Annotated in this window: 20 protein-coding genes; 6 read left to right on the top strand and 14 right to left on the bottom strand. The window is 71.9% G+C overall.

From position 1 onward, the window contains the following. Positions 1–9 precede the first annotated feature (9 nt). The 8 genes from QSK31_RS32960 to QSK31_RS32995 all read right to left on the bottom strand — a co-directional run bounded on the left by QSK31_RS32960 (position 10) and on the right by QSK31_RS32995 (position 8,412). The gene (locus tag QSK31_RS32960; RefSeq protein ID WP_285688490.1) at positions 10–696 is read right to left on the bottom strand and encodes a copper resistance CopC family protein; all 687 of its coding nucleotides are present in this window, start codon (positions 694–696) and stop codon (positions 10–12) included. Between the two features lie 75 nt (positions 697–771). After that, positions 772–2,352, bottom strand: coding sequence for a long-chain fatty acid--CoA ligase (locus tag QSK31_RS32965; RefSeq protein ID WP_285688491.1), 1,581 nt, complete (start codon positions 2,350–2,352; stop codon positions 772–774). 15 nt (positions 2,353–2,367) lie between these two features. Continuing rightward, entirely contained in the window at positions 2,368–3,267 is a 900-nt protein-coding gene (locus QSK31_RS32970) for an SMP-30/gluconolactonase/LRE family protein (RefSeq protein WP_285688492.1), read from the bottom strand. Between the two features lie 10 nt (positions 3,268–3,277). Then, positions 3,278–4,015, bottom strand: a complete 738-nt coding sequence (locus QSK31_RS32975; RefSeq protein ID WP_285688493.1) for an SDR family NAD(P)-dependent oxidoreductase — start codon at positions 4,013–4,015, stop codon at positions 3,278–3,280. After that, positions 4,015–4,980 (bottom strand): ABC transporter permease, encoded by a 966-nt coding sequence (locus QSK31_RS32980; protein ID WP_285688494.1) that lies wholly within the window; start codon positions 4,978–4,980, stop codon positions 4,015–4,017. Before QSK31_RS32980 ends, QSK31_RS32975 begins: the two co-directional genes overlap by 1 nt. Continuing rightward, complete coding sequence (locus tag QSK31_RS32985; RefSeq protein WP_285688495.1) at positions 4,977–5,939, bottom strand: ABC transporter permease; 963 nt, start codon at positions 5,937–5,939, stop codon at positions 4,977–4,979. The genes QSK31_RS32980 and QSK31_RS32985 overlap by 4 nt, the downstream gene beginning before the upstream one ends. Further along, entirely contained in the window at positions 5,939–7,402 is a 1,464-nt protein-coding gene (locus tag QSK31_RS32990; protein WP_285688496.1) for a sugar ABC transporter ATP-binding protein, read from the bottom strand. Before QSK31_RS32990 ends, QSK31_RS32985 begins: the two co-directional genes overlap by 1 nt. Continuing rightward, entirely contained in the window at positions 7,399–8,412 is a 1,014-nt protein-coding gene (locus tag QSK31_RS32995; RefSeq protein ID WP_285688497.1) for a sugar ABC transporter substrate-binding protein, read from the bottom strand. Before QSK31_RS32995 ends, QSK31_RS32990 begins: the two co-directional genes overlap by 4 nt. Before the next feature lie 121 nt (positions 8,413–8,533). Between QSK31_RS32995 and QSK31_RS33000 the strand changes: the two genes are divergently transcribed. Beyond that, on the top strand, positions 8,534–9,247 hold the full coding sequence (locus QSK31_RS33000) for a TetR/AcrR family transcriptional regulator (protein WP_285688498.1): 714 nt from the start codon (positions 8,534–8,536) through the stop codon (positions 9,245–9,247). 129 nt (positions 9,248–9,376) lie between these two features. Next, complete coding sequence (locus tag QSK31_RS33005) at positions 9,377–9,901, top strand: hypothetical protein (RefSeq protein ID WP_285688499.1); 525 nt, start codon at positions 9,377–9,379, stop codon at positions 9,899–9,901. A 16-nt stretch (positions 9,902–9,917) separates the two neighbouring features. Here QSK31_RS33005 and QSK31_RS33010 read toward each other — a convergent pair whose 3' ends face one another. The 4 genes from QSK31_RS33010 to QSK31_RS33025 form a co-directional block, all read right to left on the bottom strand. Beyond that, positions 9,918–11,153 carry a PQQ-dependent sugar dehydrogenase gene (locus tag QSK31_RS33010; RefSeq protein ID WP_285688500.1) on the bottom strand — a complete coding sequence of 412 codons (1,236 nt, stop codon included), beginning with the start codon at positions 11,151–11,153 and terminating at the stop codon, positions 9,918–9,920. A gap of 80 nt (positions 11,154–11,233) precedes the next feature. Further along, on the bottom strand, positions 11,234–11,806 hold the full coding sequence (locus tag QSK31_RS33015) for a TetR/AcrR family transcriptional regulator (RefSeq protein WP_285688501.1): 573 nt from the start codon (positions 11,804–11,806) through the stop codon (positions 11,234–11,236). An 88-nt stretch (positions 11,807–11,894) separates the two neighbouring features. After that, the gene (locus tag QSK31_RS33020) at positions 11,895–13,097 is read right to left on the bottom strand and encodes a serine hydrolase domain-containing protein (protein ID WP_285688502.1); all 1,203 of its coding nucleotides are present in this window, start codon (positions 13,095–13,097) and stop codon (positions 11,895–11,897) included. A 41-nt stretch (positions 13,098–13,138) separates the two neighbouring features. Further along, positions 13,139–14,062 (bottom strand): AEC family transporter, encoded by a 924-nt coding sequence (locus tag QSK31_RS33025; protein ID WP_285688503.1) that lies wholly within the window; start codon positions 14,060–14,062, stop codon positions 13,139–13,141. A 124-nt stretch (positions 14,063–14,186) separates the two neighbouring features. On the opposite strand from QSK31_RS33025, the gene QSK31_RS33030 reads away from it, so the two are divergent. Then, the gene (locus QSK31_RS33030; protein ID WP_285688504.1) at positions 14,187–15,002 is read left to right on the top strand and encodes an MBL fold metallo-hydrolase; all 816 of its coding nucleotides are present in this window, start codon (positions 14,187–14,189) and stop codon (positions 15,000–15,002) included. A gap of 35 nt (positions 15,003–15,037) precedes the next feature. On the opposite strand, the gene QSK31_RS33035 is transcribed toward QSK31_RS33030, so the two are convergent. Beyond that, on the bottom strand, positions 15,038–16,486 hold the full coding sequence (locus QSK31_RS33035) for a hypothetical protein (protein ID WP_285688505.1): 1,449 nt from the start codon (positions 16,484–16,486) through the stop codon (positions 15,038–15,040). A gap of 23 nt (positions 16,487–16,509) precedes the next feature. Here QSK31_RS33035 and QSK31_RS33040 point away from each other — a divergent pair, with 23 nt between their 5' ends. Beyond that, on the top strand, positions 16,510–17,166 hold the full coding sequence (locus QSK31_RS33040; protein ID WP_285688506.1) for an NUDIX hydrolase: 657 nt from the start codon (positions 16,510–16,512) through the stop codon (positions 17,164–17,166). Here QSK31_RS33040 and QSK31_RS33045 read toward each other — a convergent pair. Then, entirely contained in the window at positions 17,114–17,797 is a 684-nt protein-coding gene (locus QSK31_RS33045; RefSeq protein WP_285688507.1) for a GntR family transcriptional regulator, read from the bottom strand. The genes QSK31_RS33040 and QSK31_RS33045 overlap by 53 nt on opposite strands. Before the next feature lie 16 nt (positions 17,798–17,813). Here QSK31_RS33045 and QSK31_RS33050 point away from each other — a divergent pair, with 16 nt between their 5' ends. Then, positions 17,814–20,597, top strand: a complete 2,784-nt coding sequence (locus tag QSK31_RS33050) for an FAD-binding and (Fe-S)-binding domain-containing protein (protein WP_285688508.1) — start codon at positions 17,814–17,816, stop codon at positions 20,595–20,597. A 30-nt stretch (positions 20,598–20,627) separates the two neighbouring features. Beyond that, a complete protein-coding gene (locus QSK31_RS33055; RefSeq protein ID WP_285688509.1) occupies positions 20,628–22,037 on the top strand; it encodes an Nramp family divalent metal transporter in 1,410 nt (469 codons plus the stop codon). Positions 22,038–22,197: the final 160 nt, after the last annotated feature.

Here is a 22,197-nt window from a genome sequence, read left to right on the forward strand (position 1 = left end):
ACGCCGCCGCTATCGGGACCGGCGGCGTAGCTGCGGGACGAGCAGCAGGGTGCACAGGGCGGCCGCGACGATCAGCAGGACGGGCACGAGCCACACCCAGACGCTCGCGTCCTCCGGCTGGGCCTGCGCCACGGCGGCGGGGGGCGACGAGGGAGCCGGAGCAGCCGCGGCCGACGGGCGGGCGACGCCCTCGGCGGCCAGGAGCTCGGGCTTGGGCTGGTCGGTGGGGGCCTGCCAGCCGGGCGGGGCGGGCGAGACGGCGCCCTCGTAGATGAAGCGCAGCTCGCCCTTCACCTTGTCGCCGTCGGAGGCGACGTTGTAGTAGGTCGCCACGTACGTCCCGGGCGCCGGCCAGTGCGACACCTTCACGGAGACCGGGAAGCCGGTGGTGTAGAGCAACGGCTCCCACTGGCCGTCCTTGAGCTGGTACTCGCGGACCGGCTCGGCCAGCTTGGCTGGCTCGCCGTGCGACCAGCCGCCGTCGACGCGGACGCCGGTGGGTGCGGTGACGGTGAAGTACGCGTACGCCGCGGGTTTCTCGGTGAAGGTCATCGAGACGGCCTCGAGCCGCTCCGTCACGGTGCTGCCCTGGGCGGGTGTGCTGGCGGCGAGGGTGCCGTGGGCGAGTGCCGGCGAGGGCACCGCGATCGCACCGGCGAGCACGCCGACGAGCACCATCACCACAGATCGACGCACGTAAGCAGGTTAGTGGCCCGGGAGAGTTCCCCCCGGGCCACGTGATCAGATCGAGATCTTCCCGGCGCCCGCGCCCTATTCGCGTGCGAAGACGAGCCGGCGCAACGCCACTTTGGCGAACTTCCCGGTCGCGGTCTTCGGGATCTCCGCCAGGAAGCGGAAGTCGTCCGGCACCCACCACGAGGCCACCCGGCCGGCGAGGTAGGCGCGCAGATCCTCGGCGGCGAGCGTCCGCCCCGGCGCGAGCACCACGCACGCCAGCGGCCGCTCACCCCACCGGTCGTCGGGCACGGCGACGACCGCGGCCTCGGCCACGTCGGGGTGCGCCATGATCTCGTTCTCCAGCGTCACCGACGAGATCCACTCGCCGCCGGACTTCACCAGATCCTTGGTCCGGTCGACGATCCGCAGGTAGCCGTCCCGGTCGATGGTGCCCACGTCCCCGGTCCGCAGCCAGCCGTCGGCGCTGAGATCGGCCGGCGTGGAACCGAAGTATCCGGAGGCGACGGTCGGGCCGCTGACCTGCACCTCCCCCGGCGTGGTCCCGTCGTGCGCCACCACCGAGCCGTCCTCGCCGACGAGCCGCACCTCGGTCAGCGGCACCGGGCGTCCCGGGGTGCAGAGGACCTCGCGCCGGGCGGCCGCGTCCAGACCGTCGTGGGTGGACGCCAGCCGCGCGCAGGTGACCAGCGGGCTGGTCTCGGTCATCCCCCACGAGCTGCTGAGGGTGACACCGGCGACCTCCTCGTACGCCTGGGAGAGCGCCTGTGGCAGCGCGCTGCCGCCGCTGACCGTCATCCGCAGCGCGGTCAGGTCGAGCCCCGGCAGCAGCGGTTCCAGGCTGCGCCAGATCGCCGGGACGGCCGCCGTGAACGTGACCTTGTGCCTGGTCAGCTGCAAGGCGAGAGCGTCCGGGCTCATCCTCGGGCCGGGCAGCACCAGGTCGGCGCCGGCCATCGCGGCGGCGTACGGCAGGCCCCAGGCGTTGACGTGGAACATCGGGACGATCGGCATGACCACGTCGCGTTCGCTGATGGCCAGGCTGTCGGCGCCGAGCAGGACCAGGGTGTGCAGCACGATCGAGCGGTGGCTGTAGAGGACGCCCTTCGGCCGCCCGGTCGTGCCGGACGTGTAGCAGAGGCTGGCGGCGTCGGTCTCGGCGACGACGGCCGGGGCGGTCGCGGGCGCCCGGGCGAGCAGGTCCTCGTAGTCGTGCACCCGAGGGTCGTCCGGGATCGGTTCGTCCCCTTCGTCGTCCATGACGACGATGTGACGGGCCTCGGCCAGCACCGGCCACACCGTCGGCAGCAGCGACCGGTCGACGAAGATCACGTCGTCGGCCGCGTCGGCCAGGATGAAGCGCAGGTCGGCGGCGAACAGCCGGTGGTTGAGCGTGTGCAGCACCCGGCCCGCGCTCGGCACCGCCAGGTAGAGCTCCACATGCCGCTGCGAGTTCCAGCCGAAGGTGCCGACCCGCGCTCCGGCCGGCACCTCGAGCAGGTCGAGGACGCCCGTCAGCCGGCGCGCCCGCTCGACCACCTCACCCCAGGTCGCCGCCGTCTCCCCGGCCGCCGTGGCCGTGATGACCCGCTTGCCCGCGAACAGGCCGGACGCGCGCCGCATCAGCGAGGCGACGTCGAGCGGCCGGTCCTGCATCAGGCCGAGCACGGCCTACGCGCCCGGGACGTCGAGGACGCCCGGGACGTCGACGCGGAACGCGATCAGGCGGGCCTCGGTGGCGGCCTTGCGTGCCTCGTCGTGGAAGTCCGGCGCGGCGCAGGCGTACAGGGTCCGGCCGTCGGCGCCGCCCAGCCCGCAGGCGTAGACCGGTGTGCCGGGGCGGATCTCGTCGGTGATCGTGCCGCCCTCGACGACGCGGATGAGGCGGTCGCCGGTGGCGTCGGCGATCCACAGCCCGCCCTCGGCGTCGAGGCAGGCGCCGTCGCCGGCCACGGTCACCGAGGCCAGCGCCTGCTCCACCGACCTCTCGGGCAGCGGGCCGAACCGGGCCCACGTCCGGCGGTTGACGAGCCGCCCGTCGCCGGTCAGGTCGAAGGCGCTGACCCGGTCGCCGAAGGTCTCCACCACCAGCAGGACGCCGTCCGGGGTGATCACGCTGCCGTTGGGGAACCACAGGTCGTCGGCGACCTCGGTGACCGTGCCGTCCGGGTCCACCCGGTGCAGCGAAGTGGGCTCGATCGGGTCGCCGGCCATCAGGTCGAACCCGAAGTCGCCGACGTAGGCGCGGCCCTGGGCGTCGACGCACATGTCGTTCGGGGGGCCCGCGACGTGCCCGGACAGGTCGGCGTGGGTGACCAGCGTGCCGTCGTCCTCGCGGCGCAGCACCCGGCGGTCGGTCATCGAGACGATCAGCAGCCGGCCGTCGGGCAGCCAGCCGAGCCCGGACGGCTGCCCCGGCACCTCGGCCTCGACGCGCAGGTCCGAGCCGTCCTCGCGGGCCGACGAGACGCGGTAGCCGTAGAAGTCGGAGAACCAGATCCGGTCGTCGTGCCAGCGCGGCGCCTCCAGGAAGTGTGCGTCCGCCACCACGGTGGTGTGCTGGTCACTCATGTTTCCCCCTTCATAGCGAGATTCCGCCGTCGACCGGGAGGACGACGCCGGTGATGTAGGCCGCCTCGTCGGAGGCGAGGAACGCGACCGCCGCCGCCATCTCCGAGGCTTCGGCGAAACGCCCCATCGGGATGGCCGCGGTGAGTTCGGCGAGCTTGCCGGGTGGGACAGACGAGATCATCCGGGTACGCGCGTTCGGCGAGATCGCGTTGACGGTGGTGCCGAACCGCGCCAGTTCCTTGGCCGTGGTCTTGGTGAACCCGATGATCCCGGCCTTCGCCATCGCGTAGTTCGACTGCCCCGGATTCCCCCTCAGCCCGGTGTACGACGTCACGTTGATGACCCGCCCCGACCCCTGCCGGCGGAAGTGCGGCACCGCCGCCCGGGTGAACCGGAACGTCCCGCCCGCGTGCACCGCCATCACGGTCTCGTAGTCGTCGTCGCTGAGCTTCCACACCACGCCGTCGCGCAGGATCCCGGCGTTGTTGACCAGCACGTCGATCCGGCCGGTCTCGGCAACCACGCGGGCGACCACGCCGTCGACCTGCGCGCTGTCGGTCACGTCCGCGCCCAGCCCCACGGCGCCGATCTCGCGGGCGGTGTCCTCGACCACGTCGGCCTCCACGTCGACCAGGTACACGCTCGCACCGGCCGCGCGGAAGTGCTCGCCGACCGCCCGTCCGACGCCCCGGGCCGCCCCGGTGACCAGGACGGTACGCCCGGAGAAGTCGAAGCTCAGGTTCGCCATCAGGCCTCCGCCGTCCTGGTTCGTGCCCGGATCCGGTCGATGCCCCGGCGCAGGCCCGGCGAGTCGATCGCCACGATCACCGCGAGCAGCGCGGCGTAGAACAGCTGCGTCGACCAGTCCGGCAGGTAGGCGACGGCCACGATCTGGGCGAGCAGCGCCACCGCCAGCGCGCCCGCGAGCAGCCCCCACGGGTTGCCTCGCCCACCGGCCAGGGACACGCCACCGAGCAGCGCGGCGACCGCGGCGATGAGCAGCGGCCGCAGCCCGGGATCGGGGTTGGCCGAGGCGAAGCTGAAGCAGAGCAGTCCCCCGCCCAGCGCCGCCAGTGTCCCCGAGGTGGTGAACAGCAGCACCAGCCGGCGGTCCACGCGGACACCGGCGACTCGACTGGCCCGCCGGTCGCCGCCGATCGCCCGCAGTTCCGCCCCGAGCCGCGTTCCGCCGAGCACGAGCGCCGCGAGCCCGAACGCCGCGAGGGTGATCAGGCTGCGCGGAGAGAAGACGCCGGCGACGGTCTGGTCGACCCACAAGGTCGCGTCACGGTTGGTGAAGGTCACGCTCAGACCACCCGAGATGGCGTACGCGAGCCCGAGAAGCGCGATGTACGCCGCAAGGGTGACCGGCACCGACGGGACGCGAAGCCACGCGATCAGTCCACCCTGGACGGCCCCGATCACCGCGCCCGCGACGACCGCCGCCAGCAGCCCGAGCACCGCCGACGACTGGCCGGCCTGCACGGCGATCATCCCGCCGACGGCGTAGGTGCCCACCACGGACAGGTCGAACTCCCCGGCGATCATCGTCAGCCCGATCGCGAGCGCCAGCAGCCCGATCTGCGCGAACCCCTGCAGGGCGTTGTAGATGTCGAAGGTCGCCAGCGGGACGCCCGTGCCCAGTGGCGTCAGCGCGAAGGCGACCACCACGAGCAGCAGAGCCGCGGCCGGGACGAGCCTCTCCTGCCTCATCTGCGCCCCCGGACATGGACCAGGACCACGACTGCGAGCACGAGGACCCCCTTCACCAGGATCTGGATCCCGGTCGAGTAACCGCGGAGGAGCAGGACGTCGGTGATCACCGAGATCAGCAGGGCGCCGCCGAGCGTCCGCAGCGCGGAGCCCTTCCCGCCGGCGATCGCGGTGCCGCCGACCAGGACTGCGGCGATCGCGTCGAGGGTGAGCGTGCCGGCCAGGTTGGTGGTGGCGCTGGTGTTGAAGGCCGCCAGGAAGATCCCGGTGATCGCCAGGCACAGCCCGAAGAACGCCCATGCCACGCCCGTCACCCGGCCCACCGGCAGGCCGGCCGCGCGGGCGGCGGCCCGGTTCTCGCCGACGAGGTACATCTGCCGTCCCGCGGTCGTCCGCCGCAGGATCCACTCGGCCACCACGGCGAGCAGCAGCAGGACGTAGACGGCCAGCGGCAGCCCGAGCGGCGTCGCGTTGAGGATCTGGTAGCCGCCGGTCGCGGCGTTCACCGGTGTGCCGCCGCTGAACCAGACCGATCCGCCGCCGATCGCGAAGCCCGCGGCGATCGTCAGGACGATCGGGTTGGCCTCCCAGTAGCCGACCGCCAGGCCCTGGATCGCGGTGACCACGACCCCGCCCAGCAGGGCGAGCACGATGGCGACGGCCAGGCCGAGATCCAGCGTCGCGAGGAACACCATGGCGACGACGGTGGCGGTCTGCGAGGCCGCCATCGAGACCGCCGAGCCGGCGATCATCACGAGCGTCGCGCCGATCGCGGTGATGCCGACCAGCGCCGTCGATGCCAGGATCGCCCGGGCGTTGCCGAGGCTCAGGAAACGGTCCGTGGTGACGGCTATCGGCACCAGGGCCAGCACGACGACGGCCAGCGCGATCGTCAGCAGTCCTGGTCGCGTACGCGAAGCCCGGGTTGTCTTGGTCGGTGGGGTCGCGGTCAGGCTCATCACGCCGCGTCCTTCCCCTCGGTCATGTCCCGCATCAGCGCCGCGCCGTCCGTGCCGCCCTGGTAAGTCTCGACGACCCGGCCGTCGCGCATGGTGAGGATGACGTCGCCGAGTTCCAGGAGTTCCTCGAGCTCGGTGGAGGCGAAGACGACCACCAGGCCCGCGTCGGCTGCGTCGCGCAGCAGCCGGTGGATCGCCGCCCGGCCGCCGACGTCGACGCCCCGGGTCGGCTCGTCCAGCAGCAGCGCGTGCACATCCGGCCGGTCCAGCGACCGCCCGACGAACACCTTCTGCTGGTTGCCGCCGCTGAGGGCCCGGACCGGATCGGCCAGCCGGTCCTCCGGCAGCCCGGCCCGCGCGGCGAGGGACCGGGCGGTGCGGGCCTTGTGCAGCCGGGTGGCCGTGAGATTCCGCGCGACGGACTGGTCCAGGAAGAGCCCCTCGCCCTTGCGGTCGTTGGAGACGAAGGCGATCCCCGCCCGCGCCGCGCCGACCGGGCTCCGGAACGGGACGGCCCGGTCGCGCAGTTCCACGCTGCCGTCCGCGGTCGGATGCAGCCCGGCGACCGCCCGCAGCACGTCCGACGCGCCGCTGCCGAGCTGCCCGGCCAGGGCGTAGATCCGGCCGGCTCGCGCGGTCAACGTGAAGTCCGCGAGCCGGCCCGGCACCCGCAGGTGCTCGATCCGCAGCGCGTGGGTCAGATCCGGGTCGGGCTGCCGGGACGCCTCCAGGCGGTGCGGGGTCTCGCCGAGCATGTGCACGATGAGCCGCTCGACGGTCAGCTCGGCCGCCGGGGCGGTGGTGACCCGGCGGCCGTCGCGCAGCACCGTGACCGTGTCGCAGAGTTCCAGCACCTCGGGCAGCCGATGTGACACGAAGATGACGGCGCACCCGCGGGCGGCGACCCGGCGTACGGCTGCGAAGACTGTTTGGCTCTCCGCCTCGCTGAGGGTGGCCGTCGGCTCGTCCAGGATGACCACGCGCGCCCGCTGGCTGAGCGCCTTCGCGATCTCGACGAGCTGACGTTCGCCCAGGCTCAGCGTCGACACGAGCTGGCCCGGCCGCAGCCGCTCCAGCCCGATGTCGCGCAGGATCTCGCGGCAACGCTCGGCCGCGGCCCGCCGCCGCTTGATCAGCGGGGCGTCGATGTCGCCGAGCATCATGTTCTCCAGCACGGTCAGCGCCGGGACCACGCTCAGCTCCTGGTCGACCAGGGCCACGCCGAGCTGCTGCGCGACCTGCCGGCTGCGCAGGTCGACCTCCTCCCCGGCGAGCAGCACCCGGCCGGCGTCGGGCGTCAGCTGCCCCGACAGCATCTTGACGACCGTGCTCTTGCCCGCGCCGTTGTGCCCGCAGAGAGCGTGGATCTCGCCGGCCCCGACGGTGAGGGAGACCTCCCGCACCGCCGGGACACCGGCGAAGCTGCGCGCGAGCGCGTCGATGACGACCAGGGGCTGCGTCATGCCTGGCTGCACTGCTCCTCGAACTGCGCGATGGTGGCCTTGGTGACCCGGTCCTCCTTGACCAGCTCGCTCTTCGGCGGGTTCGCGCCCTCGAAGTACCGCTTGATGTAGTCGGCGGTCTGCTTGGCGATCGTGATCGGGTCCTCGGTCGCGGTGCCGTACATCTCGCCGCTCTTGATCGCCGTGATGCCGGCCTTGAAGCAGTTGCCGCCGGTGACGACCAGCCCGTCGGTCCCGCCGACCTTGCAGCCGGCCTGCTTCGCCGCCTGGACGATCGGCAGCGCCATGTAGTCGGCCATGCCGTAGGCGGCCTGGATGCCGTCGCAGCCGTGCTTGGCGAACAGCTGCTGGGCCACCTTGCCGGACGCCGTCGGATCCCAGTTGGTGTCCTGGTCCTCGATCACCTGGTACTGCGGCGAGGCCGCCATCACCTTGCCGAAGCCCTTCATCCGGTCCTGGGTGACGAGCATCGCCTTGGTGCCGGACAGCACGATGACCTTGCCGGACTCGCGGCCCTGCGCCTTGAGGCCCTCGACGATGTTCTGCGCCGCGAACTCGCCCAGCTTCTCGTTGTCGGAGAGCACGGACATGACGTCGGCCTCGACCGAGGGGTCGGGCCGGCCGTCCACCACGAGTACGGGCACTCCGGCCTGCTTGGCCTTCTGGATCGGCACCACGGTCGCCGTGGTGTCCCACAGCGCCGCGACGATCAGGCCGGGCTTCTGCGAGACGGCCTGGTTGAAGTTCTGCACCTGGGTGCCGGCGTCCATGCTCGTCAGGTCGTTGATCTTGATGCCGGACGAGGCGAGCTCGGCCTTGAAGGTCTTGTTGTACGCGGCGCCCCACGGGCTGGCGTCGCCGTAGCCGACGAAGGCGATCGTCTTGCCCTGCGTTCCGGTCTTGGTGGCGGTCGCGCCGGTTGACCCGCCGCCGCCGCAACCGGCGACCGTGAGGGCTATGCCCAGGGCGCCGGTGACAAGTCCAGCGCGCAGTGATCGGAACCCGAACATCGGCTCTCCTTCGAGCTCAGAAGCGGTTGCTGTGTGACTTACTAAGCGCATAGTCACCTGGTAATCTGCGTGTGTCAACCGTCACACTCACGTGACGCTCACGAAATGGGAGATTCGGGCGATGGCGAAGAAGCGGCAGGCCCGGTTCACCACCGAGGACCTCGAAGGGCTCCCCGAGCTGGAAGACGAGTCACCCATGCTCTGGGACGAGTCACGCGGCGAGGTGCAGCGCAGACTCCTCACCGCGGCGGTCCGCTGCTTCGCCTCCAACGGCTTCCACGCCACCACCACCCGGGACATCTCCGGCGCCGTCGGCCTCAGCCCCGCGGCGCTGTACGTGCACTTCCCCTCGAAGGAGGACGTGCTCTTCGAGATCATCCGCACCGCGCACGCCCGGGCGCTGGCCGCCGTCACCGACCCGGCCCTGACCGGCATCGAGGACCCGGTCCGCCACCTGTGGGCGCTCGTCGCCCGCTATACCGAGTGGCACGCCCGCTACCACGTGGCCGCCCGCGTCAGCCAGTACGAGCTGGCCGGCCTCTCCCCCGAGCACTACGAGCAGATCCTCGAGACCCGCCACCGGACCAATGTGGTCTTCCGCAGCGCCGTCGAGCGCGGCGTCACCACTGGCGCGTTCGCCGAGGTGGACGTCAAGCGGGTCGCCCGCGCGATCCTGTCGCTCGGCATCGACCTGGTCCGGTGGTACCGCCGCGACGGCTCCGACTCCCCCGAGCAACTGGGCGAGTTCACCGCCCAGCTCGCCCTCAAGATGGCCATGACACCCGACCTCGACCTCGGCCCGGCACCCCGCCCCGAGTCCACCCTGGCCTCCTAAGTCCCGTCTCGTGGATCACCCCAGTGCGAGGCGGGGTCCACGAGACAGGACTCAGCCGGATTGGCCAAGGCGCATACGCCTACCTGGTCATGCCGTTCGATCAGTACGCCGGCCGGTTCCAGTACCTTGATGCGTCGCACCGAATACGCGAGGGGGGTACGCATCGTGGCCGGGGTTTCGGTGCCGCTGGTTCTGGTCACGGCGGCCGTCCTGCTCGCGGGATGCACGTCGGACCACGAGGGCAGCGGCGGGGACTACACACCGACGGTCGAGCAGAGCACGGCGGAACGTCAGACCCGCGAGCATGCGGACAAGGTCGTCGCCGCGGTCGGAGTCACCGGGTACGCCGGAACCGGTCAGGTGGATCGGCTGACCTGTCCCGGCCAGATCAGTGACTATCCGGACGACGAGCTCTACCGGATCCGGGGTGCCTACCAACTGCCCATCCCTGCCGAGAAGCAGCAGGCGGCGTACGCCCGGCTGACCGAGCGATGGGCAGCCGACGGGCTGATGGCCCGCGAAGGAGGCGCCGGCGACCCGTGGGTCGGCGAAGCTGATCTGAAGGTCGACACGATGGACGGCTTCGAGATCAGCCTCACCGGAGGCACCACCGTTCAGCTGCTCGTCGTCTCGAAATGCCTGCACGACGGCTGACGCCGCGCCCCGAGGTTCAGCGGCTCGCCATCGCGCCGCCGGAGGGCTGGACCCGCTCGAAGCGCACCCGGTTCAGCCACCCCGGGAGGTCGCTGAGCACGTACAGCTCGCCGCGCACGTCGGTGCCGATCGCGGTCGGCTGGGTGGGGAAGTTGCCGATCGTGGCGGACTCGTAGCCGCCCTCGGGCTGGGGACGCACCGCGTACACGAGGGTCGAGCAGTAGTCGCTCGCGACGTAGGTGCCCCGCGCCTCGGGGGTCTGTGAGCCTCGGTAGACCACGCCGCCGATCACCGAGCAGCCCTCCGTCATGAAATGTTCGTACTCGAAGACCGGGTCGGTGTAGCGCCCGCCCCGGCACTGCTGCGGGTCGAACACCGGGGTGCCCTCCTTGCAGGACCAGCCGAGGTTCGCTCCGCCCTGCCACGGGCGGATGTGGTTGACCTCCTCGACCAGGCCCTGGCCGACGTCCCCGATCCAGAGTGAACCGTCGACCGGGTCGACGGAGAACTTCCACGGGTTGCGCAGGCCGTAGAGCCAGATCTCCGGCCGCGCACCCGGCGCGCGGACGAACGGGTTGTCGGAGGGCACGCAGTAGGGCTTCGCCCCGCAGGCGCGGTTCACGTCGATCCGCACGATCTTGCCGAGCAGGGTGCCGAGGTTCTGCCCGGCCTTGAACGGATCGTCGGCGTGGCCGCCGTCGCCGGTGGACCAGTAGAGGTAGCCGTCGCGGCCGAACGCGACCTGTCCACCGTTGTGGTTGCCGTACTCGGCGTGCTCCTGGGTGAGCAGCACCTGCAGCCGCTCGGGAGCGCCGAGGGGCACCCGCGCCAGGGTCAGCGCACCGGCCGGCAGGCTCGTGTAGGCCACGTAGAGGATCCCGGTCCGTGCGAAGTTCGGCGCGGGCGTGATGCCGAGGAGGCCGCGCTCGTTGTCCGACGTGTCGATCCGGGCGGTCAGGTCGAGCACCGGCTCGGCCGCCAAGCCGGTGCCGGGGTGGTAGGCGCGGACGGTGCCGTCCTTCTCCGCGATCAACATCCGGCCGTCCGGCAGCCCGGTGATCGCGATCGGACGCCGCAGGCCGGAGGCGACCTGTTCGGATACCACGGTCAGCTCGGTGAGTGGCACGGCGCGGTTGTGGGTGCCCACCGTGGCGGCGCCGGCCACCGACGCCGAGGGCAACAGCAGTCCGGACAGGACCAGGGTGAGCAGGCCGGCCAGCGTGGCCGCGGGGAAAGAACGCCGTCGTGTCATGGGTCGGCTCCTCGAACAGAGTGGAGGACGCAGGCTGGGAGCGCTCCCATGTTACATCGGATTTCGTCAATGTCTAAGAATCACCGGGCGCCGGCGATCCGGGTGACGAGGAAGTCGAGCCGGTCCTCCTGCCTGTCCGGGGGGATGCGGCCGCTTTCCGACAGGACGGTGATGCCGTGCAACGCGCTCCAGAGGACCTCGGCGAACAGCTCGCGCCGCTCGTTGTCCGGGGGGAAGCAGCTGACGAACTCGTCGAAGCCGGCCCGCAGCGCGGGCGGCGTCTCGGTGCTCGCGAACGTCAGGTCGGTGGGCAGGATGAACATGGCCTGGTACAGGGCCGGTCGCTCGGTCGCGAACTCGAGGTAGGCGAGGCAGACGGCCCGCAGTGCCTCCTCGGGCGCGGCGGCCTGCCGGGCGCGGCGCAGGTGGGCGGCGAGCTCGCCGAAGCCGTCCAGGGCGACGGCGCTGACGATGGCCTCCTTGCCGTTGAAGTGGCTGTAGAGCACCGGCTGGCTGTACTCGACCCGGTCGGCCAGACGTCGGGTGGTGACCGCCTCCCAGCCCTCGGTCTCCGCGAGCTCCCGCGCGGCCGTGATGATCAGCTGATGGCGGTGGGCACGTTCCCGTTCGCGGCGCTCGCTGATGGCGGACATGACGACATCCTAGCAACGCTAGACGTTCTGTCGCGGACAAGCTATCGGCGACCACCTCGAACGGTCAGCCGACGAGGCCCTCGAACGGTCAGTCGACGAGGGCGGAGTACACCAGCTGGCGGAGCTGGGCGCCGAGCGGGTAGGTGCTCGACGGCATCAGCTGGGTGAAGAACATGGCCGTCACGCGGTCGGCCGGGTCGACCCAGAAGGTGGTACTCGCCATGCCGCCCCAATAGAACTCGCCCGCGTTGCCCGGGGACCGGCCGGGGATCGGGTCGACGGTGACCGCGAAGCCCAGGCCGAAGCCGACGCCGTCCAAGGTCGTCTCGGCGAAGCCGCCCGTGGACAACACGCCCAGATCCCGACCACCAGGCAGGTGGTTACGGGTCATCAAGCGCACCGTCCGGCTGCCGAGCACCCGGCGGCCGTCGAGCTCGCCGCCGTTGAGCAACATCTGGGTGAACCGGTGGTAGTCGTCGGCGGCGCAGATCAGGCCGTGGCCGCCGGCTCGGATGGGGGGCGGCCGCAGCCCGGAGCGGGCCAGTTCAGGGGTCTGCACGGGGCGGGCGGTGGCGGGGTGGGCGGCGTACAGGGCGGCCAGGCGGGCGGCGTCGGGCTCGTCCACCCAGCGCCGGACGCCGGTCATGCCCAGCGGGTCGAAGATCCGTTCCTGGAGTACGGCGTCGAAGTCCTGGCCGGCGATGACCTCGACCAGACGCGCGAGCACGTCGGTGGCCACCGAGTAACCCCACGCGCTGCCGGGCTGGAAGAGCAGCGGCAGTTCCGCGTACCGGTCGACGGTCGTGGCGAGGTCCAGCTCGCCCTCGTCCAGGTCGAAGCCGGCGTCCCGGTACAGCTGGTCGACCACCGACGTGCGCATGAAACCGTAGGTCAGGCCGGCCGTGTGGGTCAGCAGGTGCCAGATGCGGATCGGTTCCGTGGCGGGCACCGTGAACGGCTTCAGCGCCGAGCCCTTGTCGTACACCCGCATGTTCTTGAAAGCGGGCAACCAGCGGCTGATCTCGTCGGTGAGCTGGAACCGGCCCTCCTCCCACAGGCTCATCGCGGCCACGGAGGTGATCGGCTTGGTCATCGAGTAGATCCGCCACAGCGTGTCGCTCTCCACCGGCGCGCCGGTGGACAGGTCGCGGACGCCGTAGACGCTCTCGTGCGCCACCTTGCCGTCGCGGGTCACGAGGATCTGCCAGCCGGGTAGCAGCCCGTCGTCGACGTACCGCTGGAAGTGCCTGTCGAGCGTACGCAAACGATCGGGGTCGAAACCGGAAGTCATCGCCGCAGCGTAATCGCCGGGACGCACGTGCGCCGGAACGCTCAGCCGAGCAGGGCCGCGACAGCGACCAGCGTGATCGCCGAGACGGCCGTGGACAGCACGACGGCATCCCGCGCGAACGACTCGCCCCGGCCGTAGCGGGCCGCGAAGACGTAGACGTTCTGGGCCGTGGGCAGCGCCGACGTGACGACCGCGGCGAGCAGCATCGCGCCCTCCAGCCCGAACAGGAAACGGCCGATCAGGAACGCCAGCAGCGGCTGCACCACGGACTTGAGCAGGACCGCCGTCCACCGCTCGGCGGCGCCGTCCCCGCCGCGCAGCGGTCTGCTCCCCCGCAGCGACATGCCGAGCGCCAGCAGCGTCATCGGCACGGCCGCCCCGCCGAGCAGCGCGAACGGCTCCAGCACCGGCGCCGGCGGGTCGACGCCGCTGAGCATCACCGCGATGCCCACGACCGAGGCGATCATCAGCGGGTTCCGCAGCGGCAGCGCGGCCAGCCGGCGCCAGGACGGCCGGCCCTCCCCGGTCGCCACGTCGAGCACGGCGAGGGCGGCCGGGCTGGCCAGCAGCACCTGGAACATCAGCACCGGCGCGATGAAGGAGACGTCGCCCAGGATGTACGCGGCGATCGGGATCCCCAGATTGCCCGCGTTGACGTAGCCGGCCGCGAGCGCGCCGACGGTGAGCTCGGCGACGTCCCGGCGCCACCACAGCCGGGCCAGCGCGACGTGCAGCCCGGCGACGGCGAGCGTGCTGAGCACGAAGGCGGCCAGCGCCCCGGTGAAGATCCGCCCGGGCGACGAGGTGGCGAGCGTGCTGACCATCAGGGCGGGCGCCAGCACGAAGAACGCGAGCCGGGTCAGCGTCGGCGAGCCGTAGTCACCCAGCAGCCGGTACCGGGCGACCAGATAGCCGGCCAGCACGAGCACCCAGATGACGGCGAAGCCGGTGATGACCTCCAGCACGTCAGCGGACGCGGTACCGGACTCGGCGCATTCCCGCAGCCTAGCCCGCGGCGGATTGCCTGGCCCACGGTGATGATCTGGCCCGCGGTGATGATCCGGCCGCCGGAAGAGGGATGATCAGGCCGTGCTGAAACAGGTCGCGGACGGTGCGCTGGTCCATCAGAGCGAGTTCATTCTGAGCAACGCCGTCGTCGTGCGGGGCCGCGACGGCGTTCTGCTGATCGACCCCGGGGTGCGGGCCCAGGAGATGGACTGCCTCGCGAACGATCTGTCCGAGGCGGGCCGGACCGTCGTGGCGGGCTTCTCGACGCATTCGCACTGGGATCATCTGCTCTGGCACGCCCGGTTCGGCGAGGCCCCCCGGTACGGCACGGCCGTCTGCGCGGCCGCGGTCCGCGACGAGCTGGCCGACCCCGGCGCGAAGGCGGACATCACCGCCCACCTGGAGCCGACGGGCATCGCCGATCAGGTGCCACTGGACCTGTACGGCCTGATCACCGCCCTGCCCGCCGGGGCGGCGCGGGTTCCCTGGGACGGCCCTGACGTCCGGATCGTCGAGCATCAGGCGCATGTGCCGGGCCACGCGGCGCTGTTCGTCGAGGAACTCGGGGTTCTCGTCGCCGGGGACATGCTCTCCGACGTCCTGATTCCGATGCTCGACCTGAACGGCGCCGCCGACCCGGTCGAGGAGTACCTCGCGGCGCTGCGGCTGCTGGAGGACGTGGCGGGTGACGTCGAGGTCGTCGTTCCCGGCCACGGATCGGTCGGCGGCGCCGACGAGATGCTCGCGCGGATCGAGCGGGATCGGGCGTACGTGCTCGCCCTGGGTGCGGGCGAGGTGCCCAGCGACCCCCGGATCGGCCCCTCGGCCCCGCCCGGCTGGGAATGGGTGAGCGACATGCACGAGGGGCAGGTCCAGCGCCTGGCCGGACGAAGCTGAGCAGACGAGGCTGAGCAGACGAGGCTGGGAACCGGCTACAGCTCGACGACGTCGAGGAGGGCGGCCGCGCGGCGCTTGCCCTTGAACCAGCCGGGGGCCTCGAGCATCGTGCCGGCCGCGCCGCCGGCCACCGCGCCGGCCCCGGCGAGCACGATCTGCAGGCTCGCCGGCAGGGACCACAGGGTGGTGGCCGCGATCGTGCCGCCCTCGACGGCGACCGCGATGGCGGCTTCGGAGGCGCGCAGGCCGAAGGTCGGCGCCCTGAGGTCGCGCAGCAGGGATTCGACGTGCTTGACGTGGTCGTTCAGCGCCTTGCGCGCCGCCTTGGCGTTGCCGTCCTGCTGTGCCGCCCGGAGAGCCTTCAGACCCTGGTGGAACCGTGACCGTGGGCGGCCCATCTGCTCGAACAGCTGGGGCAGGGCGTTGTCCGCCGAGGCGTACAGCTCCCGGATGTGTCGTCTGACCGCGGTCTTGGTGGTGACCGCGCCGGGGCGGGCCACCCGGACCTCGAACCGGGGGCCGGGAACCGCCGACGCGGCGAGCCGGTGCCGGTAATGGCCGATGGCGACCTGCTGGGCCGTCTGCCGGGCCGCGAGGCTGTCGTTGTCCAGGGCCGTGCTGAACGACGTCGTCGCCACGCCGAACGATCCGGCCACCACGGCGTTGTACAGCGTGTCGACGAACTCGATCGTCTCGTCGAGGCGGTCCTGGCCACCGACGAGGTCGACGGCGGTCCGCCCGTCGGGGTCGGCGGGCCACGGGGCCGCGGCGCGCAGGCTGCTGCGGACGTCGAGGCCCGGGTGTCCGGTGCCCAGCGCCCGGATGGACCGCACCAGCTGGTTCCGCACCTCGTCGCCGGGCTGAGCGTCCAAGCCGGGCTGGGCGTCCAAACCCCGCTGGGCGTCCCAACCCGGCTGGGCGTCCGACGCCGCGAAGTCCGTCAGCAACGCGCTGAGCCCCGGCGACGGCGGTCCGGGCCGGCTCTCCGGCGGCTCCGCCCGGGTGAACTCGCGGCGCACCGCCAGCAGCGCCGCGTGGCGCTCGTCGCCGAGCCAGTCCCGCTCCAGCAGCCAGTCCACCGACGCGTCGCCGGCCGGCTCGCCGCCGAGCTCCGGGAACGCCGAGCTGACGAACGGCCGGTCCGCCAGGCCGACCCGGCCGAGCATCCGCGCGACGGCGTCGTCGAAGCTGTCGGCTCCGAACAGGTGCAGCCGGAACGGGCTCACCTGGACGCCGGCCTCGTCGCGGGCCGCGAGGAAGGTCGCCGCGACCTGCTGGAAGCCCCACGAGTCGAACGCGTACGACTGCGGCACGACGATCTCGCGGCCGAGGACGAGGCTCATCAGCACCTCGGAGAAGATCTGCAGCCGCGCCAGCTCGCGGGTCTCGCCGGCGGCGTCGTCCGAGCTGGTGAACGGCGTGCGCACCGAGTCGAGCGACTCCAGATACTGGTACCGCGCGCCTATGCTGGCCAGTGCGTTCACAGGCAGAAATCCTAAGGGGTCAGATGGGTCCGGAGGGCAGTCCGCGATCGGCGTACGAACGGTTGCGAGCCGAACGGCCACACCTGTTCGTCAATCCGCCGGACTGCCCGATCGAGATCGTGGCCGACGACGCCACCGGGGACGAGGTCGTCGGCGTCCTGTACGAGGATCCGTACATCAAGCTGGTCAAGGACCCGGTGCGGTTCCGGTCCGGCCGCATCGGCACCTATATTCGCATCGTCCCGGCGACGGTCGACGAACCGGTCGTGGTGCTGGCGACGGTCCCGGACGGGCGGATCGTGCTGGTCCGGCATTTCCGGCACGGTTGCCGCGAGTGGCACTGGGAGTTCCCGCGAGGCTTCGGGGAGGCCGGTCTCGACAGCGTGGCGAACGTCCACAAGGAGCTGACCGAGGAGCTCGGTGCGGCGCCGAAGGACGTGACCCTGCTGGGACGTCTGGACGATGAGGAGTCGGACGGCCGGACCGGTGTCTATCACGCCGTGGTCGACCTGACCGGCGGGAGCCCGCTGACCGGCGACGCGATCGAGGAGGGCATCGACCAGGTTCGCCTGGTCACCGCCGAGCAGCTCCGGTCGATGATCACGGCCGGCGAGATCGACGACATGTTCACCCTGGGCGTCTATGCGCTGGCGCGGGCGGCGGGCGTCCTCGACCGGTGAGCAGGGTCCGGGTCCGCTCGAGGTGAGCCCGCATGGCCGATTCGGCGGCGGCGCCGTCGCGGGCCAGGACGGCGGCGACCACCGGCTCGTGCTCGGCGTGGATCTCGGCCAGGGTGCGCCCGCTCGCGGTGGTCGGCGGCCCGAGCAGCGCCGTCGTGGTCCGCAGCCGGTCGACGATCGCGGCCGTGCGCGGCTTCCCGGCGGTCCGCAGCAGCACATCGTGCAGTGAACGGTCGGCGGCCCAGAAGGAGTCCTCGTGGCCGGTCGCCGCCATGGCCTCGAGGGCGGCCCGGATGGCCGCGTGCTGCTCGTCGGAGCCGAGCTCGGCGGCCAGCCGGGCGGCGGGCGGCTCGAGGGCGAGGCGGACGCCGATGATCTCCTCGATGTCGTCGGCCCTCGGCGGCAGGACCTGGAACCCGCGGTTGCGCCGGATCTCGACCAGGCCGGCCTCGGCGAGGCGCAGCAGACCCTCCCGGACCGGGCTGCGGGACACCCCGAGCAGGTCGGCCAGCTGGTAGACCGAGTAGGTGGTGTCCGGCACGAGCTCACCGGCGGCGACGCCGTCGCGGACGGCCTGGGCGACCGCGTCGGCGAGGGACGACGGCTCGGGCGGCAGCTGGAGCGAGGGCATGAGTAACATGTTACTCATGAACGATGTGGTGGAGGCGCTGGAGAAGGCCGGTCTCGAGGTGCGGGCCGACCCGGGCACGCGGGGCATGTACGCCTCCGACGCCTCGCTCTACCGCATCCCGCCGCTGGCCGTGGTCCGCCCCCGCGACGTCGGCGAGGTGGCCGCCGCGCTGGCCGTCGCCCGCGCGACCGGGGTGCCGCTGACCTCCCGCGGCGCGGGCACCTCGGTGGCGGGCAACGCCGTCGGGCGCGGCATCGTGCTGGACTTCTCCCGGCACCTCAACCGGGTGCTGGAGCTCGACCCGGAGGCCCGGACGGCCGTGGTGGAACCGGGCACCGTGCACGCCGTCCTGCAGCGGGCGGCGACCCCGCACGGCGTCCGGTTCGGGCCCGACCCGTCGACCCACCCGCGCTGCACGATCGGCGGGATGATCGGCAACAACGCCTGCGGATCACGATCTCTGGCGTACGGGCGGACCTCGGACAACGTGGCCGGTCTGGAGATCCTGACCGCCGCGGGCGACAAGCTCAGCACCGCGGCCGACCCGCAAGGCACGGTCGTCGACGGCGTGCGCGCGGCCGTCGGGCGGCACCTGGCCACCGCCCGCACCGAGTTCGACCGGTTCGGCCGGCAGGTCTCCGGCTACGCCGTGCAGCACCTGCTCCCGGAGCGTTTCGACCTCACCCGCGCGCTCGTCGGCTCGGAGGGCACGCTCGCGGTCATCACCCGGGCGACCGTCAAGCTGGTCGTGGACGCGCCGGTCCGGGTGGTGGTCGTGCTCGGCTTCCGGGACATCGTCGCGGCCGGTGAGGCGTCACCGGCCGTGGTGGCGCACGGCCCGACCTCGTGCGAGGGTCTCGACTCGCGGCTGCTCGACGTGCTGCGCGCCCGGCGCGGCGCCGACGCGGTCCCGCCACTCCCCCGCGGCGCCGCCTGGCTCTTCGTCGAGCTGGCCGGCGACGACGCCGCCGAGGTGACCTCGCGGGCGCGGCGGCTCGCGGCCGACGGCATCGGCGAGGACGCGCTGGTCGTCACCGATCCCGCCGTCCAGGCCCGGCTGTGGCGCATCCGCGAGGACGGCGCCGGTCTGGCCGGGCGGGCACCCTCCGACAAGCCGGCCTGGCCCGGCTGGGAGGACGCGGCCGTCCCGCCGGCGAAACTGGGCGCCTACCTGGCCCGGTTCGACGAGCTCGTCGCCTCGTACGGGATGACCTCCGCCCCCTTCGGCCACTTCGGCGACGGATGCATGCACGTGCGCCTCGATCTGCCGCTGGACCAGCCCGGCGGCACGAAGATCATGCGCGAGTTCCTCACCGACGCGGCGCGGCTGGTGGGCGAGTTCGGCGGTTCGCTGTCCGGTGAGCACGGCGACGGCCGGGCCCGCTCGGAGCTGCTGCCGCACATGTACTCCGCCGACGCGATCGCCCTCTTCGCGGCCGTCAAGCACGCCTTCGACCCGGGCAACCTGCTCAACCCCGGCGTCCTGGTGGACCCGGACCCGATCGACGCCGACGTACGACCGGCCGGCCGGTTCCCGTTGAAGCAGCTGGCGATGGCCTACCCGCACGACGACGGCGACCTGGGCCAGGCGGTGCACCGCTGCACCGGCGTCGGCAAGTGCCGCGCCGACAACTCAGCGGCCGGCGGCGTGATGTGCCCGTCCTACCTGGCCACCCGCGAGGAGCAGGACTCCACCCGCGGCCGCGCCCGGGTGCTGCAGGAGGTGGTCCGCGGCGAGCTTCCGTGGTCACATCCGTCGGTGCACGACGCGATGGACCTCTGCCTGTCCTGCAAGGGGTGCGCCTCCGACTGCCCGACCGGCATCGACATGGCCACCTACAAGTCCGAGGTGCTGCACCAGACCTATCGGGGAAAACTGCGGCCTCGTTCGCACTACACGCTGGGCAAGCTGCCGTTCTGGGCCCGCATCGCCGGATGGGTTCCGGGCCTGGCCAACCTCGGCACCCGGTTGCCCGGCATCAAGAACGCGGCGCTGTGGCTGGCCGGCGTCGACAAGCGCCGCTCGGTCCCGGCCTTCGCACGCCGCCCGTTCCGCGGCACCTTCCAGGCTTCCGCCACCGGGGGAAAGCCGGTCGTGCTCTTCGCGGACTCCTTCTCCGACTCGTTCTCCCCCGAGGTCGCCGAGGCCACGGTGCGGGTGCTGCGCAACGCCGGCTACGAGCCGCGCCTGCCGTCCGGTTCGGTGTGCTGCGGCCTGACCTGGATCACGACCGGCCAGCTCGACAAGGCCAAGACCATTCTTCTGCGTACGGTCGGAGCGCTCGCCGCCGACGCCCGCGACGGCATCCCGATCGTCGGTGTCGAGCCGTCCTGCACAGCCGTGCTGCGGTCGGACATCCACGAGCTCCTGCCCAGAAACCCGGACGCCGCCGCGGTGGCCGGCGCCGTGCGCACCCTGGCCGAGCTCCTCGCCGAGACCCCCGGCTGGACGCCGCCCGACCTGTCCGGCACCGACGTGGTCGCCCAGCCGCACTGCCACCACCACGCCGTCCTGGGCTGGAAGGCCGACGCCGACCTGCTCGCCGACACCGGCGCCACGGTCCGCCGCCTGGCCGGCTGCTGCGGCCTGGCCGGCAACTTCGGTGTCGAGATCGGACACTACGAGGTGTCCGTGGCCGTCGCGGAACAGAACCTGTTGCCCGCCCTGGACGCGGCGCCCGACGCGGTGGTCCTGGCGGACGGCTTCTCCTGCCGAACGCAGATCTCGGATCTGCGAAACCGCCCTTCGGTGCACCTCGCCCAGCTGCTGGACCCCTTGACACACGACGGTGATCGCTAGAAAGGTGAGTGACCCGATCGAGGAGCTTCCATGGCGATCACCGACGCCTTTCCGACTCGATACCTACCGGGCCCGCAAGTCCGTGAGCTGCCGGACGAGCCCAGCAACTACCGGCGGCTGATCGGCCCCGGCATCATCGCCGCCGGGGTGGGCCTGGCCTCCGGCGAGTTCGTGCTGTTCCCCTACATCGCCTCGCAGGTGGGGCTGGTGTTCGTGTGGGCCGCGCTGGTCGGCCTGATCACGCAGTACTTCATCAACATGGAGATCGAGCGGTACACCCTCGCGACCGGCGAGACAGCCCTCACCGGGTTCAGCCGATACTGGCGGCACTGGGGGCTGGTGTTCGCGATCCTCACCTACTTCGCCAACCTGTGGCCCGGGTGGGCGACCAGCTCGGCGACCCTGACGACGTACATCTTCGGCGGCAACAAGACCGTCATCGCGGTCGTCATGCTGGTGGTCATCGGTCTGATCCTCACCCTGGCGCCGGTCGTCTACGTGGCGCTCGAACGCGCGCAGATGCTGAAGGTGGCGGCTGTGCTCACGTTCGTCGTCGTCGCGGCGATCTTCGCGGTCGGCGCGGCGGCGTGGAGCGACGTGCCGCAGATCGTGACCCGGCCGCGGGTGCCGGTCGAGGAGCTCGGGATCGCGCTGCTGCTCGGGGCGCTGGCCTTCGCCGGCGCCGGCGGCGGGCAAAATCTGGTGCAGTCCAACTGGATCCGGGACAAGGGCTTCGGCATGGGCAAGTACGTGCCGCGGCTGGTCAGCCCGGTCACCGGTCAGCCCGAGGCCGCGCCGAGCACCGGGTACGTCTTCGAGCCGACGCCGGAGAACCTGCGGCGCTGGCGGGGCTGGTGGAAGTTCGCCAACATCGAGCAGTTGTCCACGTTCGTGCTGATCACGTTCGTGACGATTCTGTTCACCTCGCTGCTGGCGTACGCCACCGTCTTCGGCCGCGACGGCCTGGAGAACGGCATCGGCTTCCTGGAGATCGAGGGCCAGGTCCTGGCCGAGCGGGTCGGCACCTGGTTCCAGTACCTGTTCTGGATCATCGGCGCGTTCTCGCTGTTCGCCGCGTCGCTGGGCATCGTCGACTACACCAGCCGGCTGGCCGCCGACGTCGTCAAGACCTCCTACGCCCGTAACGCCAACGAGAGCAAGGTGTACACCCTGCTGGTGTGGGGCCTGGTCCTGATCGGCATCGTGGTGCTGCTCGCCGGCTTCAGCCAGCCGATCGTGCTGCTGGTGACCTCGGCCGTGGTGGGCGGCTTCATGATGTTCATCTACTCCGGCCTGCTGATCCTGATCAACCGCAAGATCCTGCCGAAACCGATCCGGGTCCGCGGCGTCCGGCTGGGCGCGCTGATCTGGGCGGTGCTGCTCTTCGGCGTGCTGTCCGCGCTCACCTTCGCCGACCGCATCGGCCAGCTCTTCGACTGAGAGCCGTCGTCAGCAGCGGGCCCGGGCCGCAAGCCGCTCGTCACGGTGTAGCGGCCCGGGGCCAGGACGCTCAGCGCTGGAACTCCGCGACAGCCTGTGGGGCGCCGTCAGTGAGCTCGCGCCGGAAGGGTGACCCGGACGGTCGTTCCCTGCCCCGGCA

The sequence above is a fragment of the Actinoplanes sp. NBRC 103695 genome, assembly GCF_030269485.1.
Taxonomy (GTDB): Bacteria; Actinomycetota; Actinomycetes; order Mycobacteriales; family Micromonosporaceae; genus Actinoplanes.